The 23,612-nt window shown below is 69.5% G+C and carries 11 protein-coding genes and 1 pseudogene; 1 reads left to right on the forward strand and 11 read right to left on the reverse strand.

All coding sequences use genetic code 11. The annotated features are described in order from the left end of the window. Positions 1 to 10 precede the first annotated feature (10 nt). The 6 genes from WBG99_RS08210 to WBG99_RS08235 form a co-directional block, all read right to left on the reverse strand. Positions 11 to 1,555, reverse strand: a complete 1,545-nt coding sequence (locus WBG99_RS08210) for an RNA polymerase sigma factor (RefSeq protein ID WP_338895699.1) — start codon at positions 1,553 to 1,555, stop codon at positions 11 to 13. A gap of 630 nt (positions 1,556 to 2,185) precedes the next feature. Next, a complete protein-coding gene (locus WBG99_RS08215; RefSeq protein ID WP_338895700.1) occupies positions 2,186 to 3,073 on the reverse strand; it encodes a FadR/GntR family transcriptional regulator in 888 nt (295 codons plus the stop codon). A 185-nt stretch (positions 3,074 to 3,258) separates the two neighbouring features. Continuing rightward, on the reverse strand, positions 3,259 to 5,337 hold the full coding sequence (locus tag WBG99_RS08220; protein WP_338895701.1) for an ABC transporter ATP-binding protein: 2,079 nt from the start codon (positions 5,335 to 5,337) through the stop codon (positions 3,259 to 3,261). 94 nt (positions 5,338 to 5,431) lie between these two features. Beyond that, on the reverse strand, positions 5,432 to 6,190 hold the full coding sequence (locus WBG99_RS08225; RefSeq protein ID WP_338895702.1) for an NUDIX hydrolase: 759 nt from the start codon (positions 6,188 to 6,190) through the stop codon (positions 5,432 to 5,434). A gap of 173 nt (positions 6,191 to 6,363) precedes the next feature. After that, positions 6,364 to 8,595 (reverse strand): glycogen debranching N-terminal domain-containing protein, encoded by a 2,232-nt coding sequence (locus tag WBG99_RS08230; protein WP_338895703.1) that lies wholly within the window; start codon positions 8,593 to 8,595, stop codon positions 6,364 to 6,366. 659 nt (positions 8,596 to 9,254) lie between these two features. After that, the gene (locus WBG99_RS08235) at positions 9,255 to 10,787 is read right to left on the reverse strand and encodes a DUF4192 domain-containing protein (protein WP_338895704.1); all 1,533 of its coding nucleotides are present in this window, start codon (positions 10,785 to 10,787) and stop codon (positions 9,255 to 9,257) included. Between the two features lie 133 nt (positions 10,788 to 10,920). Between WBG99_RS08235 and WBG99_RS08240 the strand changes: the two are divergent. Beyond that, positions 10,921 to 11,349, forward strand: a pseudogene (locus WBG99_RS08240) (DEAD/DEAH box helicase); the annotation flags it as partial. 84 nt (positions 11,350 to 11,433) lie between these two features. Here WBG99_RS08240 and WBG99_RS08245 read toward each other — a convergent pair. The 5 genes from WBG99_RS08245 to WBG99_RS08265 form a co-directional block, all read right to left on the reverse strand. Next, on the reverse strand, positions 11,434 to 13,539 hold the full coding sequence (locus tag WBG99_RS08245; RefSeq protein ID WP_338895705.1) for a recombinase family protein: 2,106 nt from the start codon (positions 13,537 to 13,539) through the stop codon (positions 11,434 to 11,436). Between the two features lie 227 nt (positions 13,540 to 13,766). Continuing rightward, a complete protein-coding gene (locus WBG99_RS08250) occupies positions 13,767 to 16,871 on the reverse strand; it encodes a DUF3962 domain-containing protein (protein ID WP_338895706.1) in 3,105 nt (1,034 codons plus the stop codon). A 32-nt stretch (positions 16,872 to 16,903) separates the two neighbouring features. Continuing rightward, positions 16,904 to 20,569, reverse strand: coding sequence for a hypothetical protein (locus WBG99_RS08255; protein WP_338895707.1), 3,666 nt, complete (start codon positions 20,567 to 20,569; stop codon positions 16,904 to 16,906). Then, on the reverse strand, positions 20,562 to 21,755 hold the full coding sequence (locus WBG99_RS08260) for a hypothetical protein (protein ID WP_338895708.1): 1,194 nt from the start codon (positions 21,753 to 21,755) through the stop codon (positions 20,562 to 20,564). The genes WBG99_RS08255 and WBG99_RS08260 overlap by 8 nt, the downstream gene beginning before the upstream one ends. Then, the gene (locus tag WBG99_RS08265; RefSeq protein ID WP_338895709.1) at positions 21,752 to 23,473 is read right to left on the reverse strand and encodes a PD-(D/E)XK nuclease family protein; all 1,722 of its coding nucleotides are present in this window, start codon (positions 23,471 to 23,473) and stop codon (positions 21,752 to 21,754) included. The genes WBG99_RS08260 and WBG99_RS08265 overlap by 4 nt, the downstream gene beginning before the upstream one ends. Positions 23,474 to 23,612 lie beyond the last annotated feature (139 nt).

The following is a 23,612-nucleotide window of genomic DNA, read 5'->3' on the forward strand; positions in this document are numbered from 1 at the left end:
GCTGTGCCACCTAGTCGAGGTAGTCGCGCAGGACCTGCGAGCGGGACGGGTGGCGCAGCTTCGACATCGTCTTGGACTCGATCTGGCGAATGCGCTCACGCGTGACGCCGTACACCTTTCCGATCTCGTCGAGGGTCTTCGGCTGACCGTCGGTGAGGCCGAAGCGCATCGAGACGACGCCGGCCTCGCGCTCGGAGAGCGTGTCGAGGACGGAGTGCAGCTGCTCCTGCAGGAGCGTGAAGCTGACCGCGTCGGCTGGGACGACGGCCTCGGAGTCCTCGATGAGGTCACCGAACTCGCTGTCGCCGTCCTCGCCCAGCGGGGTGTGCAGCGAGATGGGCTCACGGCCGTACTTCTGGACCTCGATGACCTTCTCGGGGGTCATGTCGAGTTCCTTGGCCAGTTCCTCCGGGGTGGGCTCGCGGCCCAGGTCCTGGAGCATCTGGCGCTGGACGCGGGCGAGCTTGTTGATGACCTCGACCATGTGCACCGGGATACGGATGGTGCGGGCCTGGTCGGCCATGGCGCGGGTGATCGCCTGACGGATCCACCAGGTGGCGTACGTGGAGAACTTGTAGCCCTTGGTGTAGTCGAACTTCTCGACCGCGCGGATCAGACCGAGGTTGCCCTCCTGGATGAGGTCCAGGAAGAGCATGCCGCGGCCGGTGTAACGCTTGGCCAGGGAGACCACCAGACGGAGGTTGGCCTCCAGGAGGTGGTTCTTGGCGCGGCGGCCGTCCTCGGCGATGATCTCCAGCTCACGCTTGAGCTTGGGTGCGAGCTTGTCGGCGTTGGCCAGCTTGTCCTCGGCGAACAGGCCGGCCTCGATGCGCTTGGCGAGTTCGACCTCCTGCTCGGCGTTGAGCAGGGGGACCTTGCCGATCTGCTTGAGGTAGTCCTTGACCGGGTCGGCAGTGGCGCCGGCGGCTGCGACCTGCTGGGCGGGCGCGTCGTCCTCGTCCTCGTCGGACAGCACGAATCCGGCGTTCTCGGTGCCCTCGGGCTCCTCGCCGGGCTTGGCGCCGGGGGTCTCCTCAAGGACCTCTTCGTCGATCAGTTCGACGTCGTCCTTCTTGGCGGTGGTCTTCTTGGCCGCCGTCTTCTTGGCGGCGACGGTCTTCTTGGCGGGGGCCGCCTTCTTGGCGGTCGCCTTCTTGGCGGCGGCCTTCTTGGCGGGTGCGGCGTCCTCGGCGGAGACGTCGGCCGCGGGCACCTCGGGAGCGGCTGCGGCGGTGGCCTTCTTGCTGGTCACCGTCTTCGCCGCGACCGTCTTGGTGGCGGTGCGCTTGGCCGGACTCTTCGCTGCGACGCTCTTTCGGGTGCGCTTGGGCTCCGCGGCACTGACCATCAGCGTCACACCCTCTTCCTCGAGGATCTGGTTGAGGCTGCGCAGTACGTTCTTCCACTGAGTGGCCGGAATCTGGTCAGCTTCGAAGGCGCGACGCACATCGTCGCCGGCGATCTGCCCCTCAGCCTTTCCCCGCTCAATGAGCGCCATGACAGAGACGGACTCGGCGATCTCCGGCGGGAGCGTACGGGATGTGCTGGCCGACACGAACAACCTCTCGGAACGTTGGAAAACGGCTTCCGGCCCCGTCCACTGCGGACCGGAGCCGACCACCGGCTTGGGAATGGGCCGACGGTGCGGGCGGGGGCCGGGAAGATGCACAGCGCCGTGAACGGCGTCCGTATTCCCTCCGCGGCTGTCACCTCTTAGGTCATCGCGTTGTTCCCACGAGCGTTACGCCCAATCCGCGTGGCCCGAGTCACACCCCGTAAGCACTCAAAAGCGATCAGACACCGTCAGAGGTGCTCGACCGAGGCCACTACCGGTACTGCTTAAGCGGGTACCCGGACGATTCCCGAACGAACTCCTCCATGCGGATCACCGTCCACACCGAAATCCGGCCCTCTGCCCGGGACCGCCCGTCACGCAGGGATCCACCGCTCTCGCCCAGGACCCACCGACCCCATCGGGACGGGGCGCCCCGCCGAGATGGACCGCCCCTCCAAAACAGGTCACCCCAGCCGCGCCCGGACGACGTCCGGCGTCCGGCGTGCCGCCGGGACCCCGCCGCATCCCAGGAGGATCCGATGGGGCCCGGCGGCACGGATTCGCCGGTCGGGCGATGCCACGGACGGACTCGCGTCCCGGCCGTGCCGCCTTGTCGCGCTCTCTGCGCCCTCAGTGCTCGCGCGGCGCGGGCACCACGCGCTCCACCTCGGGATGGACGGTGAGCAGCTGACGCATGGCCGCCTCGGCCGCCGCACCGTCGCCCGTGGCGAGGGCGTCGACGATCCGGGCGTGGTACACCAGGGTCGACTCGCCCGGCCGGTCACAACCGACGGTCGGACCGCCGGAGACCTGCAGGGCCGCCGAGACGATCCCGGAGAGGTGCTCCAGCATGCGGTTGCCCGCAAGCTGGATGAGCAGCGAGTGGAACTCGCCGTCCGCGCGCGAGAAGGTCAGCGCGTCGCCCTGCGCCATGGCGTGACCCATGAGCTCGACCATGTCACCGAGGCGCTGCTGGACATCGTCACGGCCGTGCCCGGCGGCGAGACGGGCGGCGAGCGGGTCGATCGTCCAGCGCAGCTCGCTGAGCTCGCGCCGCTGGTTGTCGCGCTGCGGGCCGAAGGCCCGCCACTCGATGATGTCCGGGTCGAGCAGATTCCAGTCGCTGACCGGCCGTACGCGTGTGCCGACGTTCGGGCGGGCGCTGACGAGGCCCTTCGCCTCCAGGACGCGCAGAGATTCGCGGACGACGGTCCGGGAGACCTCGAACCGCTGGCCGATCTCCTCGGGCACGAGGGGGCGGTCCGCGCCCAGGTCACCGGAGACGATCATCTGGCCGAGCTGCTGGACGAGTTGGCCGTGCAGTCCGCGCCCGCGGCTCCCGGTGGCGCGTCGGCCGACACGCCCCAGCTCGGGGTCCGCGCCATCCCAGGCGGGGAGGCCGACGCGGTCGACACCGGGGGCCTCGGCATACGGGTAGCGGTCGAGTTCGCCCGATCCTGCGAGGCCGGAGGCGGCGGAGCGGGCGGCGGTCATCATGGTGTGCGCAAGGGTACTCACGCATCCTTTGTCGGCTGCGTCCTCAACTCCCTTGAGGTCTTTGGTGAAAAGCACACGAAAGGGTGATCGCTCACCTCGTCGCAATTGACGCCTTATCGGAAAGAAATGCGCGTTCCATGATGAGTTGTACGCATTGCGGCAAGGGAAGAGTACGGAGGGTGAGCACGAAAGAATGAGGACGATCATCAGCGGACCCTGCCGCGCAGGTTCGTGAGCACGTAGGCGCCCAGCAGTGCGATCAGCGACAACAGCAGCGCACCGCCCACGGGTTGGGCGATCGCCCGAGTCACGGCCTCCAGATAGCGCTCTCCACCGAACGGCCACTGCATCAGTACGAGCTCACGCAGCCGCATCGGAAACCCGACAGCGCTCCGCACAGCCGGCCCTTCCAGCGCCTTCTGCACCAGGGGTACGACGAGGAGAGGCACGGCGACCACGGCCGCGAGCCCGGCGGACGTGGACCGGAAGACCCCCGCCGCGAGCACTCCCGCCCAGGCGCACCCCACGACGAGGCCGATCCAACTCGCGCCGAGCGAGAACCAGTCGGCCGGGACGGAGGTGAGCTCCGATCCGTAGACGAGGTAGAGCACTTCGAGGTCGCAGCCCACTGTGAGGACGGCCAGCACCAGCGCGGTGGCCGCGGCGACGAGGAGCTTCGCGACGAGCAACCCCAGTCGACGGGGGACGGTGCCGCGGTCCACGGCCAGGGCGGGGTGGCGGAACTCGTCACCGAAGGCGACCGCGCCGAGCAGCCCCGCTCCGAGCGCGGCGGGCGGCAGCGGCAGCTCCCGCGGCCACGCGGCCAGCAGCCGTGGTTGCGGGGTGTGCCCGATCCTGGCCAGCAGTACAGCCATGAGAGCGGATGTGACCAGTACGGCTGTGGCCGTGACGTACGCGGTGCCGACGCCGCCGGCCCGGCGCAACTCGTAACGCAACGGCCGCAGCGGGCTCGGCGCCGACCGGACGGTGATGGGGGGTGGCAGCGGCGGCAGCGGGCCCGGCGCGGAAGACCTGGGCGGGGCCGGCGCGGGTTGGGCGCGAGGTGCCGGATCAGAGGCCGGCACAGACCGAACACCGACGTCGGTTTCGGAGTGAGGCGCGGAGTGAGCGCGGATCCCGGCTTCGACGTGAGGCACGGAGCGAGCACCGGCCGCGATTTCGACGTGAGCCACGAGGTGAGCACCCGTCGCGGCGTCCGTGTGAAGCGCGGAGTTGACCTCCTGTGCGTCGTCAGCCGGTGTCCGTGGTCCGGCGGTGGCCGACTCAGGCCCTTCGGCGAGCGCCTGGTGCCCATCGACCGCCCCCTGGACCTCCTGCACCTCGCCACCACCACTGTCGGCCGCCCCAGGGGCACCCTCGGCAGGCGATGACGTCAGCGGTGACGGCGTGGGCCCCATGTCTCCGACCTCGTCGGCGAGTTGGTGGACGAGAATGCGGTGCCGGAACGCGGTCTCGCCGACCTCCGCGCACGTGCTGCCGTACACCGCCAGCCGGTTGCCGCCTTCGCGCACGACCTCCACGGAACGCCGCCCGGTCCGGGCCTCCTTGGTGAGCAGCGCCCCGAGTCGGGCGGCGTGCGGGGTGCGGACGGCGACCCTGGGCCGGAGCCGGGTGCGGGAGAAGTCAGCGACCTCCTGGTCGGCGACGAGCCTGCCCTCTTCGAGGGTGAGGACTCGGTCGGCGGTCCACGCGGCCTCTTTGGGGTCGCCGGTGGTGAACAGGACCGTGCCGCCCCGATGCGTGTGCGCCCGCATGATCCCGTGCAGCCACCGGCCCTCACGGACGGACAGCCCGTCGGCGGGATCGTCCAGGACGAGGGTGTGCGGATCGGTCAGCAGGGCGCAGGCCAGGCCGAGGCGGCGGTCCATGCCCCGCGAGAGGGTGTTCAGCCGCGCCTCGCGCAGGCTGACCAGGCCCACGACCTCCAGGACTTCGTCCGCGCGCCGGACGGGCAGCCCTGCGGCGGCACACAGCATGCGCACATGACCGCGGACCGTGCGGGCCGGGTGGCCGGGCACATCGCCGAGCAGCACCCCCACTTCTCGTGCGGGGTGGGCGATGCGGTGCAGGGGGCGGCCTCTGAAGTAGGTGACTCCGCGGCCCTGTTGGAGTTCGAGCATGAGCTTCAACACAGTCGACCTGCCCGCTCCCGGGGTGCCGAGGAGTGCGGTGACGCGGCCGGAGTGCGCCTCGAAGGACACGTCGACGACGGCGGGGCGAAGCTCCTTGCGAGGGTTGCTGGTCAGTCCGATGGCCTGGATCACCCGAAGCAAGATAGCGCGGTATATCCGGATTTTAGGGCATCCTGAGGCACTTCGGAGGCCACGCACAGACGCTGAGGGCCCCGGCGTCGTGGTGTCAGACCTCGGGACGCAGCATCGGCGGGTTGAGGAGGGTGGCGCCGCCGGCGCGGAAGAGCTGGGCGGGGCGGCCTCCCTGCCGTGTGGTGGTGCCGCCGGTGGGCACCAGGAAGCCCGGCGTCCCCGTCACCTTGCGATGGAAGTTGCGCGGATCCAGGGCCACGCCCCACACCGCCTCGTAGACGCGCCGCAGCTCGCCGACGGTGAACTCCGGCGGACAGAAGGCCGTGGCCAGGGAGGAGTACTCGATCTTGGAACGGGCGCGCTCCACCCCGTCCGCGAGAATCTGCGCGTGGTCGAAGGCCAACGGCGCCACCGGTTCGCCGTCACGCCCGCAACCGCCCTGCGCCAGCAACTCCTCGACGGGCGCCCAGCGTGCGCTGTTGGCGTCCCCGCCCGGACGGGGTGCGGGCAGGTCGGGGGCGAGAGCGAGGTGGGCGACGCTGACAACCCTCATCCGCGGATCCCGCTTCGGGTCGCCGTAGGTCGCCAACTGCTCCAGGTGCGCGCCGTGGCCCTGCGCGGGCTCGGACGGTTCGTGGGCGGTCAGCCCGGTCTCCTCTGCCAGCTCCCGTGCGGCGGCCTGCGACAGGTCCTCGTCCGGCCGCACGAAGCCACCGGGCAGCGCCCACCGCCCCTGGAACGGCTGTTCGCCCCGCCGTACCGTCAGTGCACAGAGCGCGTGGCGGCGGACGGTCAGCACGACCAGGTCCACGGTGACGGCGAAGGGCGGATAGTCCGACGGGTCGTAGGGCATGCCGCGATCATAGTCGTCTTCCTGACGATAAACATGCCCTTCGCCTGTCGCTTCCCTGCTTGATCCGCTTCTGTCCGATACCGACCTCATGAGCCTGCCGCCCACATCATGGACTCCATGGACTCCGCGCCGATCGTCCGCTGATCATCACGTCACGCCACCCGCACGCGAGGTCACACTCCCAACTGCAGCCCGTCGGCCGCCTCCTCGACCATGGCGAGCCCCAGCCTGCTGACGCGCGCGGCGAACGGTGCGCCCGCAACACGCAGTCCCGTCAGGCCGATCTCACCCAGCGGCGCACTGCGCACAGGCCGCAGCGTCACCGTCCCAGCAGGGGCGTCGGGGCGGATGCCGACGAGGGTGGTGAGCAACAGAACCCCTGCGGCGGCGGCCGTCGCGGCCGGTCTGCAGGCGGCCGGGTGAGGCAGCGGAGCACCATCTGCCGTGCGCTGCTCCCCGGCGTACATCTCGGGCAGCCGGTGCCCGAAGCTCTCGGCCGCCGCCAGCACCCCCCGCAGCAGCGAACTCGCCTCCTTCTCGTATCCGGCACCCGCCAACCCCGCGACCGCGATCGCGGTCTCCTGCACCCGCACGGCACCGCTGCGATGGCCGAAGGGGTTGTACGCCACCTCTTTCGCGCTCAGGCTTCGCAGCCCCCAGCCCGAGTCCATGGCCGGCCCGCCGAGCAGCCGCGCGAGCTGTTCGGTCCGCACCTTGTCGAGAAGTCCCGGGGCCCGCTCTCCCGAGCCGAGCAGCCCGGTGTCGAGGAGGTGGGCGGCGCCCGCGCCCAGGTGTGGCAGGAGACGCCCGTCCGGGGTCCGGGCGGCGGCGGGTCTGCCGCCGCCTCGGTCCTCGACCCAGAAGTCCGCTTCGAACCGGGTCCGCAGCTCTCCCGCCCAGTCCCTCAGCTCGGTCCCGCCCGGTCGGCCGTACGCGTCGAGGAGATCGGCACCCAGCAGCGCGGCCCGGTGGGCGTGTGCCTGGGTCTCGCAGCGCGATGTTCCGCCGGGGCGCGGGTCGGGTAGATACGCACCGCTTCCGACAGCGGTCCGCAGCCACCGCACACAGCGTTCGGCTGTGGGGAGCAGTTCCTCGGCCTCCTGCTCGGCAAGTCCCCATCGCCGGGCCTCCGCGAGGAGTACGGGGAACAGGAGGGTCGCCTCGATGCCGGTGCAGCCCGGCGGCAGATGCGGGCCCGCGTCCCGCCAGGGGCCCGGGATCATGCCGGACTGTGCTTCCGGGCCCGCGAGTTGGGTGCGGGCGAGGGTGCGCAGGGTGCCGGCGGCGAGGCGCGTGCCGAGCGGCAGTGTCATCCGGGCCGCGACCAGTGCGTCGGCGGGCGCCATGCCACAGCGCCAGGGCGCGCCCGCCGCGAGATGGGTGTCGGACAGGTTCTTCGGGTCGCGCAGCAGCAGGACCTCCAAGTCCTCCAGGCAGGTCCGCAGCAGAGACTGTGCCGTCGGGTCGTCGCCCGCGGCCTGCGCCTCGGCGAGGGGGCTCGCGGCACCGCGTCCCACAGGTCTGATGGGTCCCGCCCCGTCCGGCCGTACCCGCAGCTCCAGGCTCCGGGTGCCGCCAGGCGGGAGCTCCAACTCCCAGCGCAGCAGTCCCGCGGATGCCAGAGCGTCGGCGGGCGGAGGGTGGGCGGACACGGTCGAGTATCCGTTGGCGCAGGACCAGCGGAGGCCGGAGCCGTGGACGCTGGCAGGCAGTTCCGGTCCGGCGCCACCGGAGGCGACGGCGCCCAGCTCCGCGAGGTCCGTGCCCAGCGACACCTCGATGGGCAGGCGCAGTGGGCGTCGGGCCGTACTGTGCAACGTGATCCGCTCGGTGCCGTCCGCGTACCGCGTGCGCTCGACCATGACGTCGGGATCCGGTCCGGCGTCGGCGGCGATGCGCAGCGTGCCCATGAACCGGGCTCGGTCGGCCGTGACCATCCGCGCCTGCACGGCGAGCGGCTCCCGTCCGGCCACCCGCACCTGGCAGCGCGAGAGCATGCGCCGTCCCGCACGGTAAAATCCCTCCAGTCCAATGCCGGTCAGCTGGCCCTGCTCCGTGGAGATCGCGAGGCCCGGCAGGGCGACACAGATGAGCGTGGCGTGGGTCGGCGGGAGCTCCGTAGGACGACGTGGGGCGGCAGGTGGCGCCTGCGGGGACGCGGGACCTCCTCCACCTGTGGGAGGCGGCCCTGGAGAGCACCCTGTGCCGAGCGCGGGAGACACCGGGCCACCCGGACGCCCCGGGCGAGCGCCCGTCGGCCGGGTCGTCGGGCTGCGCACGTCCACGCGGGGAGCGCCGCTGCCGTCCCCACGGGCTCTGGCGGAGGGCTGGGCGGACCCGCCAAAAATCGGCACGTCGTCGTAGGCGTCGGGCATGGAGAACACGGGCATGGAGGGCAGGGGCATGGAGCGGCTTCCTCTGTGATCGGTGCGTGCGCGGGGTGCGCTCGGCACCAGGTGGTGAGCCGGAGAGGGACGGGGGACGCGGCGGTGCGGCCGAGCCACGGGTACCGCCATACAGGTGAACGGAACGGCTCTGCTCCGGGTCACGCCCCAGCCTCGGCGAGCCGACCGAATGAGGGGCGGTGCGCTGAGGACGGTCGGGGAGTTGCGAGAGACGATGCCCTCGGGTAGGTGGGGCTCGGGGTGAGGCGACAGGTCGGCGTGGGCCCGGAGCTGTGACAGCACGCTGGGGGCGCCGGAGCGAGGGAACAGGCTCAGAACCTGTCGGGTGACCTCCGGTCTGGCGCCCGAACCCTGGCACACACGCGCGCCGGGTTGCCGAAACACCCTCATAGCTCCGCTATGAGGACGCTCCGGTGCCTTGCGATCGCACGCACCAGGGCCCGTTCGCCTAACAACCGGAGGCCACCCGACAGGCGCTCAGGCAAACGGGGAACCGGAACGGCACGCTCATGAGGACTGCGATGCGGGACAGAACGCCCGTGAAGGTCCGGAACAGGGGGCGACGCACTGGCGCGACCCCAGAGGCGGGGCAGAGCCCCTCTCGTCAGCCCGGAACCGATGCAGCACACTCGCGTGCGTCCCCGGCTGAATCGGCGCGCTCACGTCTTCCCCTCCGCGGCTTTCCCTCCCCCACTGCGGCGGCCCCGTGTCCGACTGCTCGCGCCGTCGGCCGCGCGCCCCGGCCGCCGGTCGGCGGGTGCGCGGACGCCGGCGGAACACGAGCGGCGGGCGTGAACCGTGCCAGGGGCTCGCCGGGTGGTGAGGGCGGCGGGGCTTGCCTCTGGGCGGTGCTTGCGCCGACGGCGGGATCCTGTGACGGTACAAGGCTGGTCCGTGGCCGGTGCCACGCCGGGAGACTGGTCCGGGCTCGGTTCGCTGTCGATGCCCTCGACGGCCGTCGCCAGGTCGCGTCCCCTGCGCTCCGCGCGCAGGCAGCGGCGAATGGACTCGGGGTCCAGACCTTCGTTGCATGCCTGGTGGAGCAGGCGGGCGAACAGGTAGTCGGGGTCTGCGGCGAGGGCCATGGCCAGGGCTTCGCGGGCCTCCAGCTCGTCGCCGGAGGACCAGGCGACCCAGCCGGCCAGTGTGAGCGGCGCGGCTGCGTGCTCCCCGTAGGGTCCGACGCAGCGCCGGGCCAGGGCACGCCAGAGGCGGAGGGCCGGACCGGCTTCGTCGCCCTCCATCCATTCGGCGGCGCGATCACGGGTGGCCCGGTCCTGGAGTCCGAGAATCAGGAGGGCTGCGTCGTCGTGCCCCACGAGCTCGTCGTCTTGGAGATCCGCGTCCAGCGTGTTCGACACGGTCGGACTGTCCGCCAAACGTCCCAGGACGCGTCGGGCCACCGAGAGCGTCCCCTCCGCCACGTCCGCGCGGCTCTCCGCGTCCAGGATCCGTGGAATGAGGGCGGACTGGGCGGTGTCGAGGGCGTCCTCCTGCTGCAGAGCCGCTGCGGTCTCCCATGGCAGGAGCCGGGCCCGCATCTCCTTCAGAGTGCCGCGCACCTGAAGGCCGGCGTAGGTCGCGGCGGCGGCCAGCACGGAGGTGCCCGGCAGCCCCATCGCCTGTCCCTCGGCTGAGCAGCATTCGGCGCTGGGACAGCAGTACGACCAGAAGCGGCCGTCGGAGATGCACAGCGCCTCCACCACCGGCACGTCGAGACTGCCGCATGCCCTGCGCAGCAGCTGGGCGAGTGGCCGCAGGCGTTCCATGACGTCGCGCGCCGACTCACCGCTCGCCGGGTCCTGGCAGAGGAAGGCGACCATGCTCTCCGGCTTGGCGCCCCGCCGCTCACTTCCGGTCACCAGGCCGTGGGCCAGCTGTTGGGCCACGGAGGGCCAGTCGTCCGTCTGGGCCGGGATGCCGAGCCGGGCGCGCCCGCCGAACCGTCCGCGGGTGTCGCGCTCGTGCAGCGCGACGAGGACGATGCTGTCCTCTGGGCGGTATCCGAGCAAGTACGGCAGGGCGTCCGCGAGCTCGGCCGGTGTGCGGAGGGTGACCTGGTGTTCCTCGCGAGGCCCGGCGGTCGCCCCGTGTCCCAGATAGGCGGGGGGCTCGCCGGCTCGCCCACATCCGTTCTGCCCGCTGATGTCACTGTTGCCGGAGGTCCCGGCCGCTTCGCTGTGATTCGTCATGTGGCGACCATCTCGCGGATCTTGAAATTCCGCTTTGCCCTGTGGATAAGTCCGACCATGTTCACGTCAGGAGCTGTCCACAGTTCGTCCCGCTCGTTCGCGCGATGTCCGAGGCATCGGGTTGCATGGGGACATGAGTTACGAAGACCTGCCCACCACGGACCGCCAAGCTCTACGCAAGGCCGCCGATGCCGTGCTCGCCCGCCTCGTCGGCGCCCCGGCGGCCACAGCGCGGCTGCGCGAGGACCAGTGGCACGCCATCGAGGCACTGGTCGCCGACAAGCGCAGAGCCCTGGTGGTGCAGCGCACGGGCTGGGGCAAGTCAGCGGTGTACTTCGTCGCGACCGCGCTGCTGCGCGAGCGGGACGCGGGCCCCACCGTCATCGTCTCCCCACTCCTCGCGCTCATGCGCAATCAGGTGGAGGCGGCTGCCCGCGCCGGTATTCGCGCGCGGACCATAAACTCCTCGAACACGGAGGAGTGGGACACGATCCGCCAGGAGATCACCGCCGGCGCGGTCGATGTCCTCCTGGTCAGCCCCGACGAACTGCCTTCTCCAAACTCGGGCTCTGCACACTCTTCAGTGGGCTCGGTCGGAGCCCAGCACGCTTGGCCCCGCTCCAGCCGCACAACGCATTTCCACAGGTCAACACTCCAGTGTCACTGGTAAGTTGAACACCTTGGCTGCCGTGTCACCCCAAGACGTTTTCTTCCCCGTGTTCGCGCTCTGTCTGTTGTTCAGTAGATGCTGCGGCTCGATGGTGCACTCGATTCGCATGGTCAGCTCGGACAGTGCAGGCAGTGCTGTGCTCTCGACAGCCGCGAGGGCCTGTATCGCCTTCGTCCAGAAGTCGGATTGGCGCCAGCGGGCCGAGTAGGTCCGCAGGGTCGCTGGTTCGCCAAAGAGCGCCGGGAGGTCGCTCCAGGGGGTGCCCGTGCGAACCTTGTAGAGGATTCCTGTCATCACCAGCCGGGGGCTGACGCTCCGGGGCTTATGGGTGATCATGGGCTCGACCGTTGCCCATCCCTTGTCGGTCAACAGCGGGACTGGTAGCTGTCTCTCGGTGAACCATGCCGCCAGCGCGCACGGTTGCCCCTTACGCCCGCGTCGAGGGGGCTCCAGGAGGGTCACCTTGGCGTCGATCGCGGCCAGGAACTTCTTCTGCTCTTCTAGCGGAAGATGGTGCAGAGTCCGGCGTGCCATGGCCGCCAGCTCAATCAGCTGTGCAGACCTCACCTGTGCCGTCTCTGCTTCCGCCAGCCGGGCAGTCATCTGCCTCCTGGACGCGAGCATGACGTCAAGTTCGGCCTGCAGAGGCACGATCGCCCGCTCGACGGCCTTCTCCGACTCCGCCAGACACAGGTCGCGCACAGCCACCTCCTTCGCGGCCACGCCGATGGCAATGACGACAGCCCGCCTCTGGTTCCTGATCTGCCGGTCGAGTTCCGCCCTGCGTTCCTCGAGTCCGTCACGCTGACCGGCTGGTAGCCCGGTCCGGTCACCCGCCGCGGCCTTGAGTCTGTCGGCGTCACTGAGGAACGTCCTCACCTGTCGCCACGTCTGTTCTTCGACCGGGTCGGCGGCCAGGTAGGGGCACGAGCAGGTGGGCGCGCCGACGTATGCCTCGCTCCGCCCTTGACACCTGTACGCCGGAACCCGGCCGATCGTTCCGCCACCGATATAGCGCTTGCCACAGGGGCTGACGATCCGGCCGGTGAGGGGGTAGACACGAGCCTTCTGCGGCGTGTGGGCCGGATGCCTGCTGGCGGCCCTGACCTCCGCGACCTCGACGCGGGTGAAGACAGGAGGCAGACGAATGACCACCGGATCTCCGTTCACAGGCCGGCCGTCGTGATCCCGCTTCACCCCGCTTGAGCCCCTGAACGCCTGCCGCGCCTCCAACACAATGGGGCTGAGTACCTGTTGACGCAGACTCTGGCCAGCCCACGGCCGACCGTCCCGCTTCGCAGAGCCCTCAGCGTTCAGCGCAACCGCCGCCTCGCCCCAGTCACGCAGCGCAACGAACAACGACCGCCCTCGGCGCAGGGCGCACGCCTCATGCTTCGCCCCGCAGTCTCTGCTGTCGGGGCACTCGTCGAGGACCAGGCGGCCATCGACCACGCGGTACCCGTAGGGCACCTTGCCGCCGACGTATCCTCCGGCCTCGGCCTTCTCCTGGATCCCGCCCTGGGTGCGCTCGCGGATGATGTCCCGCTCGTCCTCGGCGTAGTCGGCGTCCTTGCGCATCTTGCTCTCCCCTTCGGGAGTGCTGTTGTCGTAGTCCCGTTTGACCACGGCAACGAAGACGCCGATCTCCTGGAGCTCCCAGACCCACTTCCAAAAGGCGCGCCCGGTACGACCGATAGCACGACCTTCGTTGACGACGACGATGTCGAAGGGACGCGGCGCCTTCCGCGCATCCTCCATCAGCCGCCGCAGAGCCGGACGTTCATGGGCCTCCAGCGCCCCTGAGACGCCCTCATCTACGAAGGTTCCAACGTGTTCCCAGCCCTTTTGACCGATGTACGCGCCCGTCTTCTTACCCGAGTACGCGATGCCGAAGCCCTTGGCCTGCTCCTCAGTGGACACGCGCAGGTAGTCCACAGCCCGCAGCGCCCTCCGCTCCAAACGCAGGCGGGCCGCCACAACAGCCGTTGCATGAGCGTTTTGCACGTCAGATCCGTTACCCCGATGGGTGCGTCGCGAAAACCTCGGCAGGCGAGCAGATGGCAGGCCGTTCAAAGGGCTCACAGAGAATCAACCAGCTGTTTCCGTTCGGTCGCTCGTGGTGTGAATTGGCACATCACAGGAGGCCCGCGATGAACTCGCAGCGGATTAGGCAATGTTGCTCCCGAATCTGGATGAACGGCAGCAGAGTCTGCTGACGTGGGCGGGTGGCGGTACCCGAAGTCGGACGTATTCTGAATCGATGTCACCGGGCAGAGCACGGTCCTCTCATTCCGACTCTGCCCGTTCCTTCATGAGAACAGCGCGAGCTGCTCGTCCTCAGGGGCTTGCGCGAGACCGGGACCCTGCGCGTATTCCGGATCCACGTCCACCGGTTCGGTGTCCGCCTCCTCAGTGATCAAACCCAGCGCCGCGACTACACGCTGCCCATCAACGGTGCTCTCCGCCTTGTCAGCAGCTGACTCCTCCGGAGAGGTCTCATCGGCCTCGTCCTCTCCCTCGGCGACCGTTGGCAGAACGTAGTGCTGGGCGAGGCTCGCCAGGTGCAGAGGTAGAGGCAGCGAGAGTGCGTCCAGGTAGTCGGGAGCCTGACGGAGCTGGTGCACGGCAAGGGCAAGGGCTTCGGGCGAGTCGCCGGCGTCCGGGTGGCAACCCAGGACCGCGATTTCCACCAGCCCAGGGTTCCAGGCGGGGATGTGCGTGTCGATGGTGGGTTTGCCCTTGTTGGGGCCCTGACGCAGAGGGCGGGGAGCGATCTTGTCGGCCTCGACGGCGGAGTCCCGGAAGGTGCCCGCCTTGGGAGTGGTGCTGTAGAAGATCCGCCCCGAGGACCGGATCGCGTCTTCGTCTTCCGTCCACAGCCCCTGAGGCAGGCCGTTAACCTCGCCAGGAGCCGCGTTACCCCACCACTGGGGGGTCTCCCGACCCGCTGCGGTACGTACCCGGACCAGCCGGAGGTCGGGGTCGAGCCCTGCCGGCTGCGCGTGTCCTGTCTTGATCAGGTCTCGTTCGGTTTGGCCGTCCTGAAGCCACGGCCAGTGCAGCCGACTGTTCTGGGAATGAGTCAGCAGGACGGTTGGCCGGCCGCGGAGAGAACGGATCATCTTCTGGAGGTAGCGGGCGGTGGCCTTGCGCTGCTGGTCCATGTTCTGGTGCCAGATGCGGTACTTCGAACGCTGTCGGGGTACGAAGGCAGAGGCTTCGGAGACCGGGGCGGTGTCGGCCCCGGCGGGTTCGCTCACCTCAGGAATCTCGGCCGTCTTGACCAGGCCGAGGAGGAAGCTTGGGTAGGGAATCCAGCGTCCCGTCCGCTCGTCCCAGCCAGCGACCGCGGCCAGGCCGCTGCCCGGTGCGAGCGGTGTCACCATGACGGCCACCGGGGTGTGGCGGGGAAGCCGTGTGGGTCCGTCCTTGCGTCGCTTGACCATGTATGTGGCGACGTAGCGCAGGTCCGCGGGAAGCGCCTCGCCGAGCGTGTGCTCGGGCAGGACGCGCACGCCGTACTGGCGCAGGGCGTCCTCCCATCCTGAGTGGACCCGGTGCAAGAGGTTCTTCTCGGTGTTGTGCCCCTTGGCCTTCTTGGGGACGAGAGCGAACTGTGTGAGCGCGCCCGCATCCGCGCAGCCCAGGCGGAGGGCGTACTTGGGGTCGTCCAGGCGGTGGGCGAAGTCCTGACGGCGGTCGATCTCCACGAGTGCGAAGCTAGGGCAGAGCGGGTCGGCGCCATCCTTGGTGAGGAACTCCTCGACCGCCTTCCGCCGAGTGTTGATGCCCGTCTCCAGGGCCTTACCCCTCGGGCGCGCTTTGGGGTCGATGCCCAGGGTGTCGGTGATGCCACCTGTGGTGCGCAGGCAGCGAAGGCGAAGGGTCAGTTCCGGGGATTTCCATTCGAGGACGACCGGGCTTCCGGGCGCAGCCAGCTCGTATGCCTCCTCGGCGTTGACGGGCGCCGGTCGGCCGCCGTCACCGTCCAGCCCGAGGACATCGGCGACGGCCTCGATGGCCGCATCCCGGAAGGAGGGACTCTGCCACAACAGTCGAGCCTCGACGACCGCCACGTCTCCGCTCCCTTCAACCGCTTCAGAGAGGTCCTGGCCCTCGTTGATCCTGGCTGCCACCGCTAGTGCAGTCCGGCGAGCAAGGGCTTCACGTTCCGCTTCGGCGGCCTTCTCGGCCGCCTTGGGCTTGGGACGGGCGTTGGCGGGGGCGCTGGAGCCGGCGCTCGCCCGGCTGAGGGAGGGGACCCGGCGCATCTGCTCGGGCAGCGCTTGTTCGGCCCATTCGACGATCTGTGAACGCTGGTGCGACATGAGGCCGGTGCCGATGCCATGGGCACCCATGTGTGTGCTGTGGACAACCGAGGCTCGGGTGCCGTCCCCGTCGCCGATCCATTCCTCGGGTTCGGTGAGCAGGCTGTCCGGGTCGGGGAAGGGGCGGTTGAGTGCCAGCCTGCCCAGGATCTGGGCGGGTCCGTTGTTCTTCCAGGCGTAGCCCTGAGTCCCGCGGTCCCAAGTCAGACGCGCCACCGCGTAGCGGTCGCTGGTGGGTGTGCCGGGCAGCCAGGGGATGCCCGGCAGCAGATATACGGAGGTGTCGCGGCCGTACGGCAGCCGCAGCCGCTGCTTCTTCGCATCGAGGCGAGTCGCCCAGCGGCGCACTCCGGTGTGCAGGTGGAGACGCGGGCGAGGGTCGAGGGGGACGGAGTGCAGCGAAATGTTGATCACGACGGAGAACCACCACTCGCGCCCCTTGACCACGTGCGAGAGGGGCTGCGAGAGGAGCTCCGCCCCCTGCTGGCGCGGTCCTCGCGGCACGGCGCGGAAGTGCAGGCTGCCGGCGCTGTGCTCGTAGGGGCCGAGAGCGAGGATGCGCCGGGCCAGAGCATCGGTCGCGAGCTGGTACTGCCGGTCGCGCGGGGCTGCGGTTCCGCCGTCGGTCGTGGGGCAGCCGAGTAGGTCGACGGTGACGTCCTGCCACTGCGGCGGGCAGGCGCGCAGTGCCGTGTGCGTGTCCAGGACGGCGCGGTAGTGCTCGGGCTCGGCACGGATGTCCTGGAGCCAGGAGCCATTCAGCCGGTCAAGGGTGTCACCCGGCAGGGGGTGGGGGACGTCGTGCGGAGCGTAGAGCCAGAAGTCCTCGGCCTGCTGGAGAGGGTCGCGGGGGCGTCCCCGGACGATCAGTTCGGGGGCAAGGCTCTGTAGTACTCCGTTGAAGCGGGCGACGGGCGCGGTGCGGTAAGGGTCGGCTTCGGGGTCGCGTCCGAGGTTGCAGAGCTCCAGGATGCTCGAGTGCCACTGCTCGGGGAAGGGCAGCGCGCGGTATCGGGCGGTCCAGGGGGTGGCGTCGGGCTTGAGGAGGTAAGCGGCCCGGCTGGTGTCACGGTATTTGGCGGCCATGGGACTCCACGGTCTCCTTCGGTTCTCGGGGGTCAGTTTCCGGCGCTCAGGCCGCACAGGGCGTCGTAGAGGGGGTGGTAAAGCGTGCGCACCAGGGCGGGGTCGGCGGGTTCGGGAAACGATTCGGGGGCGGTCTCGTCGTCGAAGTAGGGCGCGAGGACGTCACGGAGCTTGATGAGCAGACCGTCGTCGTTGCGCCTGCGTCCGCTCCGGGTCGCCGCGGCGGGCGGTGCCCCGGCCTCGGCAAGGGCGGGGGCGAAGGCCGCGTCGACGAACACGACACGTGCGGGCACTCCGCCTCGCACCAGGCGGCCGATGACCTGCCAGATGGTGACGAGTTGGTCCCAGGCGAAGGACGTCTTCTCCGCGTCGCTGAGCCGGGAGTAGATGTAGCGCCGGGAGAGCAGGCGGCGCCATTCCTTCCGGGCGGCGAGGCGGAAGCCGAGCCCAGCGGCGTCCAGGTCCGCAGCGTCGGCCACGAGCTTGCCAAAGGTTCCCGCTTCGGGATCCGGCTGGTCGCGGACGAACCTGGTGACCCAGTCGTTGACAGCGAAGACGGCCAGAGAGAGGTCGTCGGGGCGCGGGTGGGGACGGGCGAGGAAGAGCACGGTACCGAAGGCGGCCTTGTGGCTCTGGTTGAGGATGTTGTGACCGCGCTCGATCGCCATCAAGGGGGCGACCAGGACTTCGGCGTCCTCGTCCTTGGCGAAGGCTGCCAGGTCGCCTCGTCGTACGGCGGAGGCGCTGGTGAAGTCGCCCGTGGCCGAGTCACCGGGGCCGGTGTGGTCCAGCTCCGCCTTATCGGAGGCCAGGACGCGGACTTTGCCGCGCCAGCGGGGCATGCGTTCAAGGAGGTCAGCGGCCGTCCTGGCATCGTGGTAGCTGCCGACCAGGAGCAATGCCCGCCGGCGTTCGCCGTCCTCGATCTGCCGGAGTTCCCGGTCCAAGAGCGATGTACTGCCTGGGGCCGACTTCCCGAGTTGAGTAACCATCTGGGCCAGAACCCGTTCGCGGGTGTCGAGTTTGGCTCCGGAGAGCGTGAGCGGGGTTCCTTCGCCGTCGTAGAGGAACAGCGTGCTGAAGCGGGTCTGCCGGATGGAGTCGACGGCGGCCTGGTGGGGTTTGAGGATCGCCTTGACTGGAGCCATGACGTGTGCGCGGGTCGATGTACCGGCCCAGCTGGTGCCCGACATGAGCACCACGTGTGGTCCGGGTCGGCCCGCGGCGGGGTCGGCCCCCAGTGCGGGAAGGGTGAGCAGGAGTTCCCGGCCGACGCCGGCGCACCGGAAGAAACGGAGGGTGCCACTACGGTGTTCGTCGCCTTCCGGCCCTCGCTCTGGGTCTTCGGGCAGGTACTGGAATCCGAGGACGTTACCCATGGGGGCTTCCGGCACGACCGGTGCGTAGTCCAGGGGCGGCCTGCGGGAGAGTTCGTTGTCGGCGGTGTCCAGGTGGAGGGCTGCCTCGGCCTGCGGCCACAGGAAAGTGACGCGTTCGAGGCGCTGATGCAGTGCGGCCAGTACCAGGGTGAACTCGAGGCGCCGTGTCGCCCGTTCCAGCCAGGGCTCGGTCCCCCAGGAATCCACGGGGTCCCGGTCGGGCTTCCCGGGCCCCGGTGCCTCTTGTTGCAGTGAACCGTCCATGATGGGCGACCCTGTGAGCAAGACATCGAGGACGGAGCGGACACGCTGGCTGGTCGCCGCCTGGTCGAGGTTGTGCAGGAGATCTCCGGCCCTGCGGATCAGGGTGTCGGTGAGTTCACCGTGCGGGCCGCGATCACCGAGTGGGTCGTCACGGAAGGCATCGAGGGCCTGGGTCACCTCGCTGCGGCGTGCGTCCCACGCCTCCGTGCCCGGGGTGCGCGGTGAGGCGAGACCGTCGGAGTCGCCGTCGGAGTCGTACACCTCAGTGTCGGAGGAGATCCCGTCTAGGACGGATCCATCGACGTGCGGCCGCGGGTACCACTCATTGATCAGTTTCTCCTGGAGGGTCCAGGCGCTGAAGTATTCGATGTCCGCCCACTCACGGAGGTCGTCCTCAGTGATCAGCCTGCGGTAAAGGCGGTTGGCGGCGATGTGCACGAGGTCGAGGGAGGCCGACCATCGTTCGACGTCGCGTGCCGAGAGGGGAAGTCGGCCCTGCCGGGCCAATTCATCGATCTTGTGAATGCCGAGCCGGTCGAGCCAGGATTCCGGGCCTCGCACGATCAGCGTCGCGGACGGGGCGAAGGCGGTGTCGAGCTGCATCTGTACGCGGTCCGCTTCGTCGACGATGACGATGTCGCTGCGTAGGCAGGCGAGTTCGAGGTGCCTCAGACGTTCCGCGTTGAGGTGGTTCGGGACGGCGCTCTGCAGCAAGCTGGCGGGGTTGGCCACCCAGATCAGGGCGTCGACCAGCTCTTGGTCGGTGGCGTGTCGGGGGCAGACGCTCCACACCGGACAGCCGTGGTCGGACCGGGAGGTCTCAGGCTCCGTCCCCCCTGCGCCTTCCTCTCTCTGCCGCGCGGATGCGTCGTGCCGGTACACGGGCATCGGGATGTCCTCGGCGGCGGTCAGACCGGGCGTCTTGACCGGGCGCAGTTCCGTACAGGGGGCGTCGACATAGCGCAGGGGTTCGGCCGCTTCCAGTCCGCGCTGTGCGTCGAGGACGCACACCGTGCTCAGGTCGTCGAAGGCCGGATCGTCGTGCTGGAGCAGGGAGGCTTGGCCGCGTGCGGCGAGTCGGCGGTGCAGCCGGGACGCGTGCTGCTCGCGGGTGGTGCCGCCAATGACGGGGGCGGCCTTCAGCCCCAAGTCCCGGAACTGGCCGACCAGGGTGAGCTGTTCGGCGACATCGCCGACGACGAGAGTCGTACGCAACCCCTTGCACGCACCCCAGACGGCGATGAGATTCATCAGGGTGCTTTTCCCCGCGCCCACCATGCCGACCAGATGGAGCAGCTGGTCCAGGCGCAGTGTTGTCGTCTCCTCGAAGTGCAGCCCGTCGGTGGAGAGGACATCGAGCTGCAGATCCTCCAGGCGTCGCACCCATTTCCCGGAGGGGAGACCACCGGTGGTCTCGGACTCCTCCATCCAGCGTGCCGTTTCCGCGAGTTCGGCCAGTGGGATGTCCAGGGGCCGGCCTGCGGTGCCCGGGACCCGGCCCAGGTCGTGGCCGGCAGGCGGAGGGAAGCACAACTGCTCGGGGATGGTCACGGAGGCCGGCCGGTGTCGCTCGGTGAAGCGGGCCTGGCCCGCCGGGGCAGGCGGCAGCAAGCGCCGGTCGAAGTCCGGAAGCCTGGACAGCGCACGCTCGAACTTGCCGAAGCGGTCGCCTGCGACCGTCGGCTCAACCCGCCGCGCCGGCCCTCCCCCCTCGGGCAGTCGGTATCCACGGAGCCGTTCGGGTAGCTGGGCATACGTCTCCAGGCACTGGTGCCACATGCGTCGGCGGCGCAGCTTCCACAGAAGGTGGCGTGCCACGTCCAGCCGGTCGCACTGGGCCGGCGTGGTCACGAGGCCCGCGGCTACGGCGAAGGGGTAGCCGCCCAAGAGGGTGTAGACGCCTCGGGCGTCGCGGGACGGGTCGAGGGTCTCCATCAGGTAGAGGCCGAGCTCCACCTGGCAGAGCAGGGAGGGGTTCACATCCTGATGTTCCTGGGGCCAGACCGGCTCCAGGGCTTTGGCCAGTGGCTGGTACCACTCGCTGCTGTTACGCACGGGGCGATCCGTTCGTCGGTGTGGAGTCCATCAGGTGAGGGCCGCCTTCCCCTCGGAGCCGGGCGGAGGCGAGTGCGACGAGCCGGTCGTCGGTGAGCAAGAGCAGGCCCTCGGCCGCGGCGGGCCGGTTTCGCCGGTACGTGCCGAGGTAGTCGCGATGGGCTTCGGCCTGTTCTCGGGGGACCACCCAGCACGACTCGTCGTAGGGCGGCTCTGGGCGGACGGGTTTCGCGGCACGGCCGAGCAGACCGGGATGTTTCCAGTCCTTGACATCGATGGCCCAGACGTGCCCGTCGGGGAAGGTCACGCGCAAGTCGTAGGCGTCGAAGCCCGGCCAGAGCTGGACTTCGAGTCCGAGCGCGCTCAGCCTGGCCTCCAGTTCGACCTCGGCGCGCCCGGGGCTGGTGACGAACTGCCTGAGTGGTCGCACGAGTTGCAGCAGCCCGGCAGCGTCTGCTCCGGCCAAGGTCCGCCCGTGCGGCGGCGCGCCTCGTCGGCGGCACCGGTCACGTTCGCACCACCATGATGCGCCGCCCGCGACCGGAGTGAGCAGGGTCAGGCAGCGGCCGCAGGTGACGTAGGTTCCCTCGTCTTCGTAGGAGGCCGGGACCGCCGCGTAGCACTGGTCCAGGAGTTCTTGTACGGGGGCAAGGAACAGGTCGGTCTCGGTCTCGAACCGTTCGACTCCGGTGAGCACCGGGCGTTCCACCAGGAGCTTCCGGAAGGCTACGTAGGACTCGGGAGACGACGCCTTGCGGCACAGGCGCATCGCCGTGTGGATGACCTCCCGGTCGAATTGGGCGGCACCGGCGTCCTTGCCTCTGATCCACCACTCGTGGCACAGCTGGGTGGGAACTAGCGCCTCGGGGTCCACCAGGTAGTCATCCGGCCCGAAGGCATCCGGCGGCAGGTCGAGGGGCCAGTCCTCCAGAGGGCGGCTGTGGCACCAGAAGAGCAGTTCCGGGAGGCTGCGGGGGATCTCCTCGACGCCTCTGAGGAGGCAGGCGAGGACGGTCCGGTCGAGGGCGCGCTGGGCTTCGGCCGGGTAGGGCAGCCTGAAGGAGGAGAGCGATCCGAGGTCGGCGAGCTGGATTACCGCGCCGGCCAGAGTACGGACGAGCCGTACGTCGGGGAAGTCGAGCCAGTCGCCGCGCTGGGCTGTGTGGGTATCAGAGGCGGTGGTCATCGAGACTCCTGCTCCGTCGTGGCGAGATGTTCGATTCCCGGGTGACACCATTCGAGGGCTTCGCACTTGCCGCAGTGCCGGCCTGGAGTGGTCGGGTAGTCCTGATCCTGGGCCCAGGGCTGGGCGAGTTGCGCGATCACTTCTCTCGCTTCGTCGACGGTCCCCGGGCGCGAGGGGTCCAGCTCCTCGAAGGTCACGTCGTCGGTGTGGAGAAGTTCGAGCTCCACCCTGGAGCGCGCCACATCTCCGCCCAGGACGCCGGCGGCCAGCATCAACACGCCGAGTGCCAGCTGGGGATAGCGCTTCAACAGCGGCTCCCCTTCGTAGAGGTACCTGCTCGCGGTCTTGGTCTCCCGCCAGATCCAGCCCCCGCGACGGGTGTGGAGCAGATCGGGGGTGGCTATCAGAACGAGATCGAGTTCGGGGTCGTAACAGACTGCCTGGTACTGCACACGCACCTCCTCCTCCGCGAGGAGGCCGTCCAGCGGGCAGTAGAAGGCGTGCTGTTCGAGCATGGCGGCGCCGTCGAGTGCTTCCTGACCGCTCAGGTGCAGGCCGCCCGCGCCCCAGGATGCTGGGTCCGCCGGACCGGAGAGCGCCTCACAGCTCCGGTAGGGCTTGCTGCCGTGCCGTTGGTTCAGGATGTCGTCAACCACGCGGCCGCGTCGTACCTCCGGGCTCTCGGGTTTCGAGGAGCGCAGTTTGAGCTGCCGGGTCACGTGGTATTTCGCCGGGCAGTCCCGGTAGGCGCGCAGATCAGTGACCGAGGCGCTGCGTCGTGGCCGCTGGGGTTTCGGTGGTGTGATCCGCAGCAGTTCCGGAGTACGCGGGAGTGTCTCGCAGCCGGTCATCGCCTTGCAGTCGACGCAGCCGGATCCGGGGCGAGTCCCGGTGCCGTCGATGGCTTGGAGGAGTGCGGGCCACCCCTCCGCCGTGAAGTGCTGCCGCGCCTGCTGCCTGTTCCAGTCGAGCAGCTCCTTGCGCTTTCCATCTCCACAGCCGAATTCGATGACCCTGACCTTTGTGGGCAGGTTGGTGCGGAACGGCGGAAGCTTGTCGAAGGGGACCGGAGTGTGTCGCTTCCGCCAGCCCCCGCCCGCCGGCCGCCCCCGGGCCGCGACGTACGCGGCTGCAGCTTTCTCCCCCTCAGGGCGATCGTCCTTGGCAGCGCCAAAGGTGAGCAGCCACAGGTCCCTGGTGGAGCCGTCGACGGCCGCGTAGCGGCGTCCCCAGGCGGTCATCTCATAGGTGTCCGCGCCCCGGGCGTCGACCGGCCCGGGGCTCTTGCCAAGCACCCAGGTGTCACGGATCGGGACGGTGAGCGTGAGGCCGGCTGCCTGGCGGGCGTGTTGGTCCGCCGCCCTGGCCTCCAGATAACGCCGGACCGCCTCGGCCGACCAGGACAGGAGCAGAGGGTGCGACGCGCGGCGACGGTAGAGCCCGAACGTTCCCTTCGTGCGCCAGAGTTCTCCGATTACCCACTCCGGATCGTTGCGCTCGTGTTCAATCAGGTCGAGCGCATCCATAAAGACCTTGAGAGTGAAGTCCTGAAATTTTTCGATGAGTTCGGGCGGTTCCGGATCTGCAATCAGCATCGGGCGGGCGTCGCTGCTGCGCTTCGTCGGGCAGTCTCGTGGGTCGAGCCGCGCAGCGCCGAGGTTCATACGTACCAGCCTGGTGTCACCGCTGGTTCCGGCGGGGCGCGGCCAGTTACTCATGTGCTCCTCCAAGCGGTACGGCAGGGCGGCCCGACGCGACACCATCGAGAGCGGCTTGCCGGGTGTCGGGCGACTCCAGCATGACACACGACGGCTGTGAACTCAGTCCATGCACGAAATCGTTCTCGATCGCTTTACA

Source organism: Streptomyces sp. TG1A-60 (genome assembly GCF_037201975.1).
Lineage (GTDB): Bacteria > Actinomycetota > Actinomycetes > Streptomycetales > Streptomycetaceae > Streptomyces.

Excerpts from the sequence above, each read along its gene's own strand:
- WBG99_RS08235 (WP_338895704.1), bottom strand. The coding sequence starts at position 10,787 with ATGACGAATCACAGCGAAGCGGCCGGGACCTCCGGCAACAGTGACATC.
- WBG99_RS08265 (WP_338895709.1), bottom strand. The coding sequence starts at position 23,473 with ATGAGTAACTGGCCGCGCCCCGCCGGAACCAGCGGTGACACCAGGCTG.
- WBG99_RS08230 (WP_338895703.1), bottom strand. The coding sequence starts at position 8,595 with ATGCCCCTGCCCTCCATGCCCGTGTTCTCCATGCCCGACGCCTACGAC.
- WBG99_RS08250 (WP_338895706.1), bottom strand. The coding sequence starts at position 16,871 with ATGGCCGCCAAATACCGTGACACCAGCCGGGCCGCTTACCTCCTCAAG.
- WBG99_RS08260 (WP_338895708.1), bottom strand. The coding sequence starts at position 21,755 with ATGACCACCGCCTCTGATACCCACACAGCCCAGCGCGGCGACTGGCTC.
- WBG99_RS08225 (WP_338895702.1), bottom strand. The coding sequence starts at position 6,190 with ATGCCCTACGACCCGTCGGACTATCCGCCCTTCGCCGTCACCGTGGAC.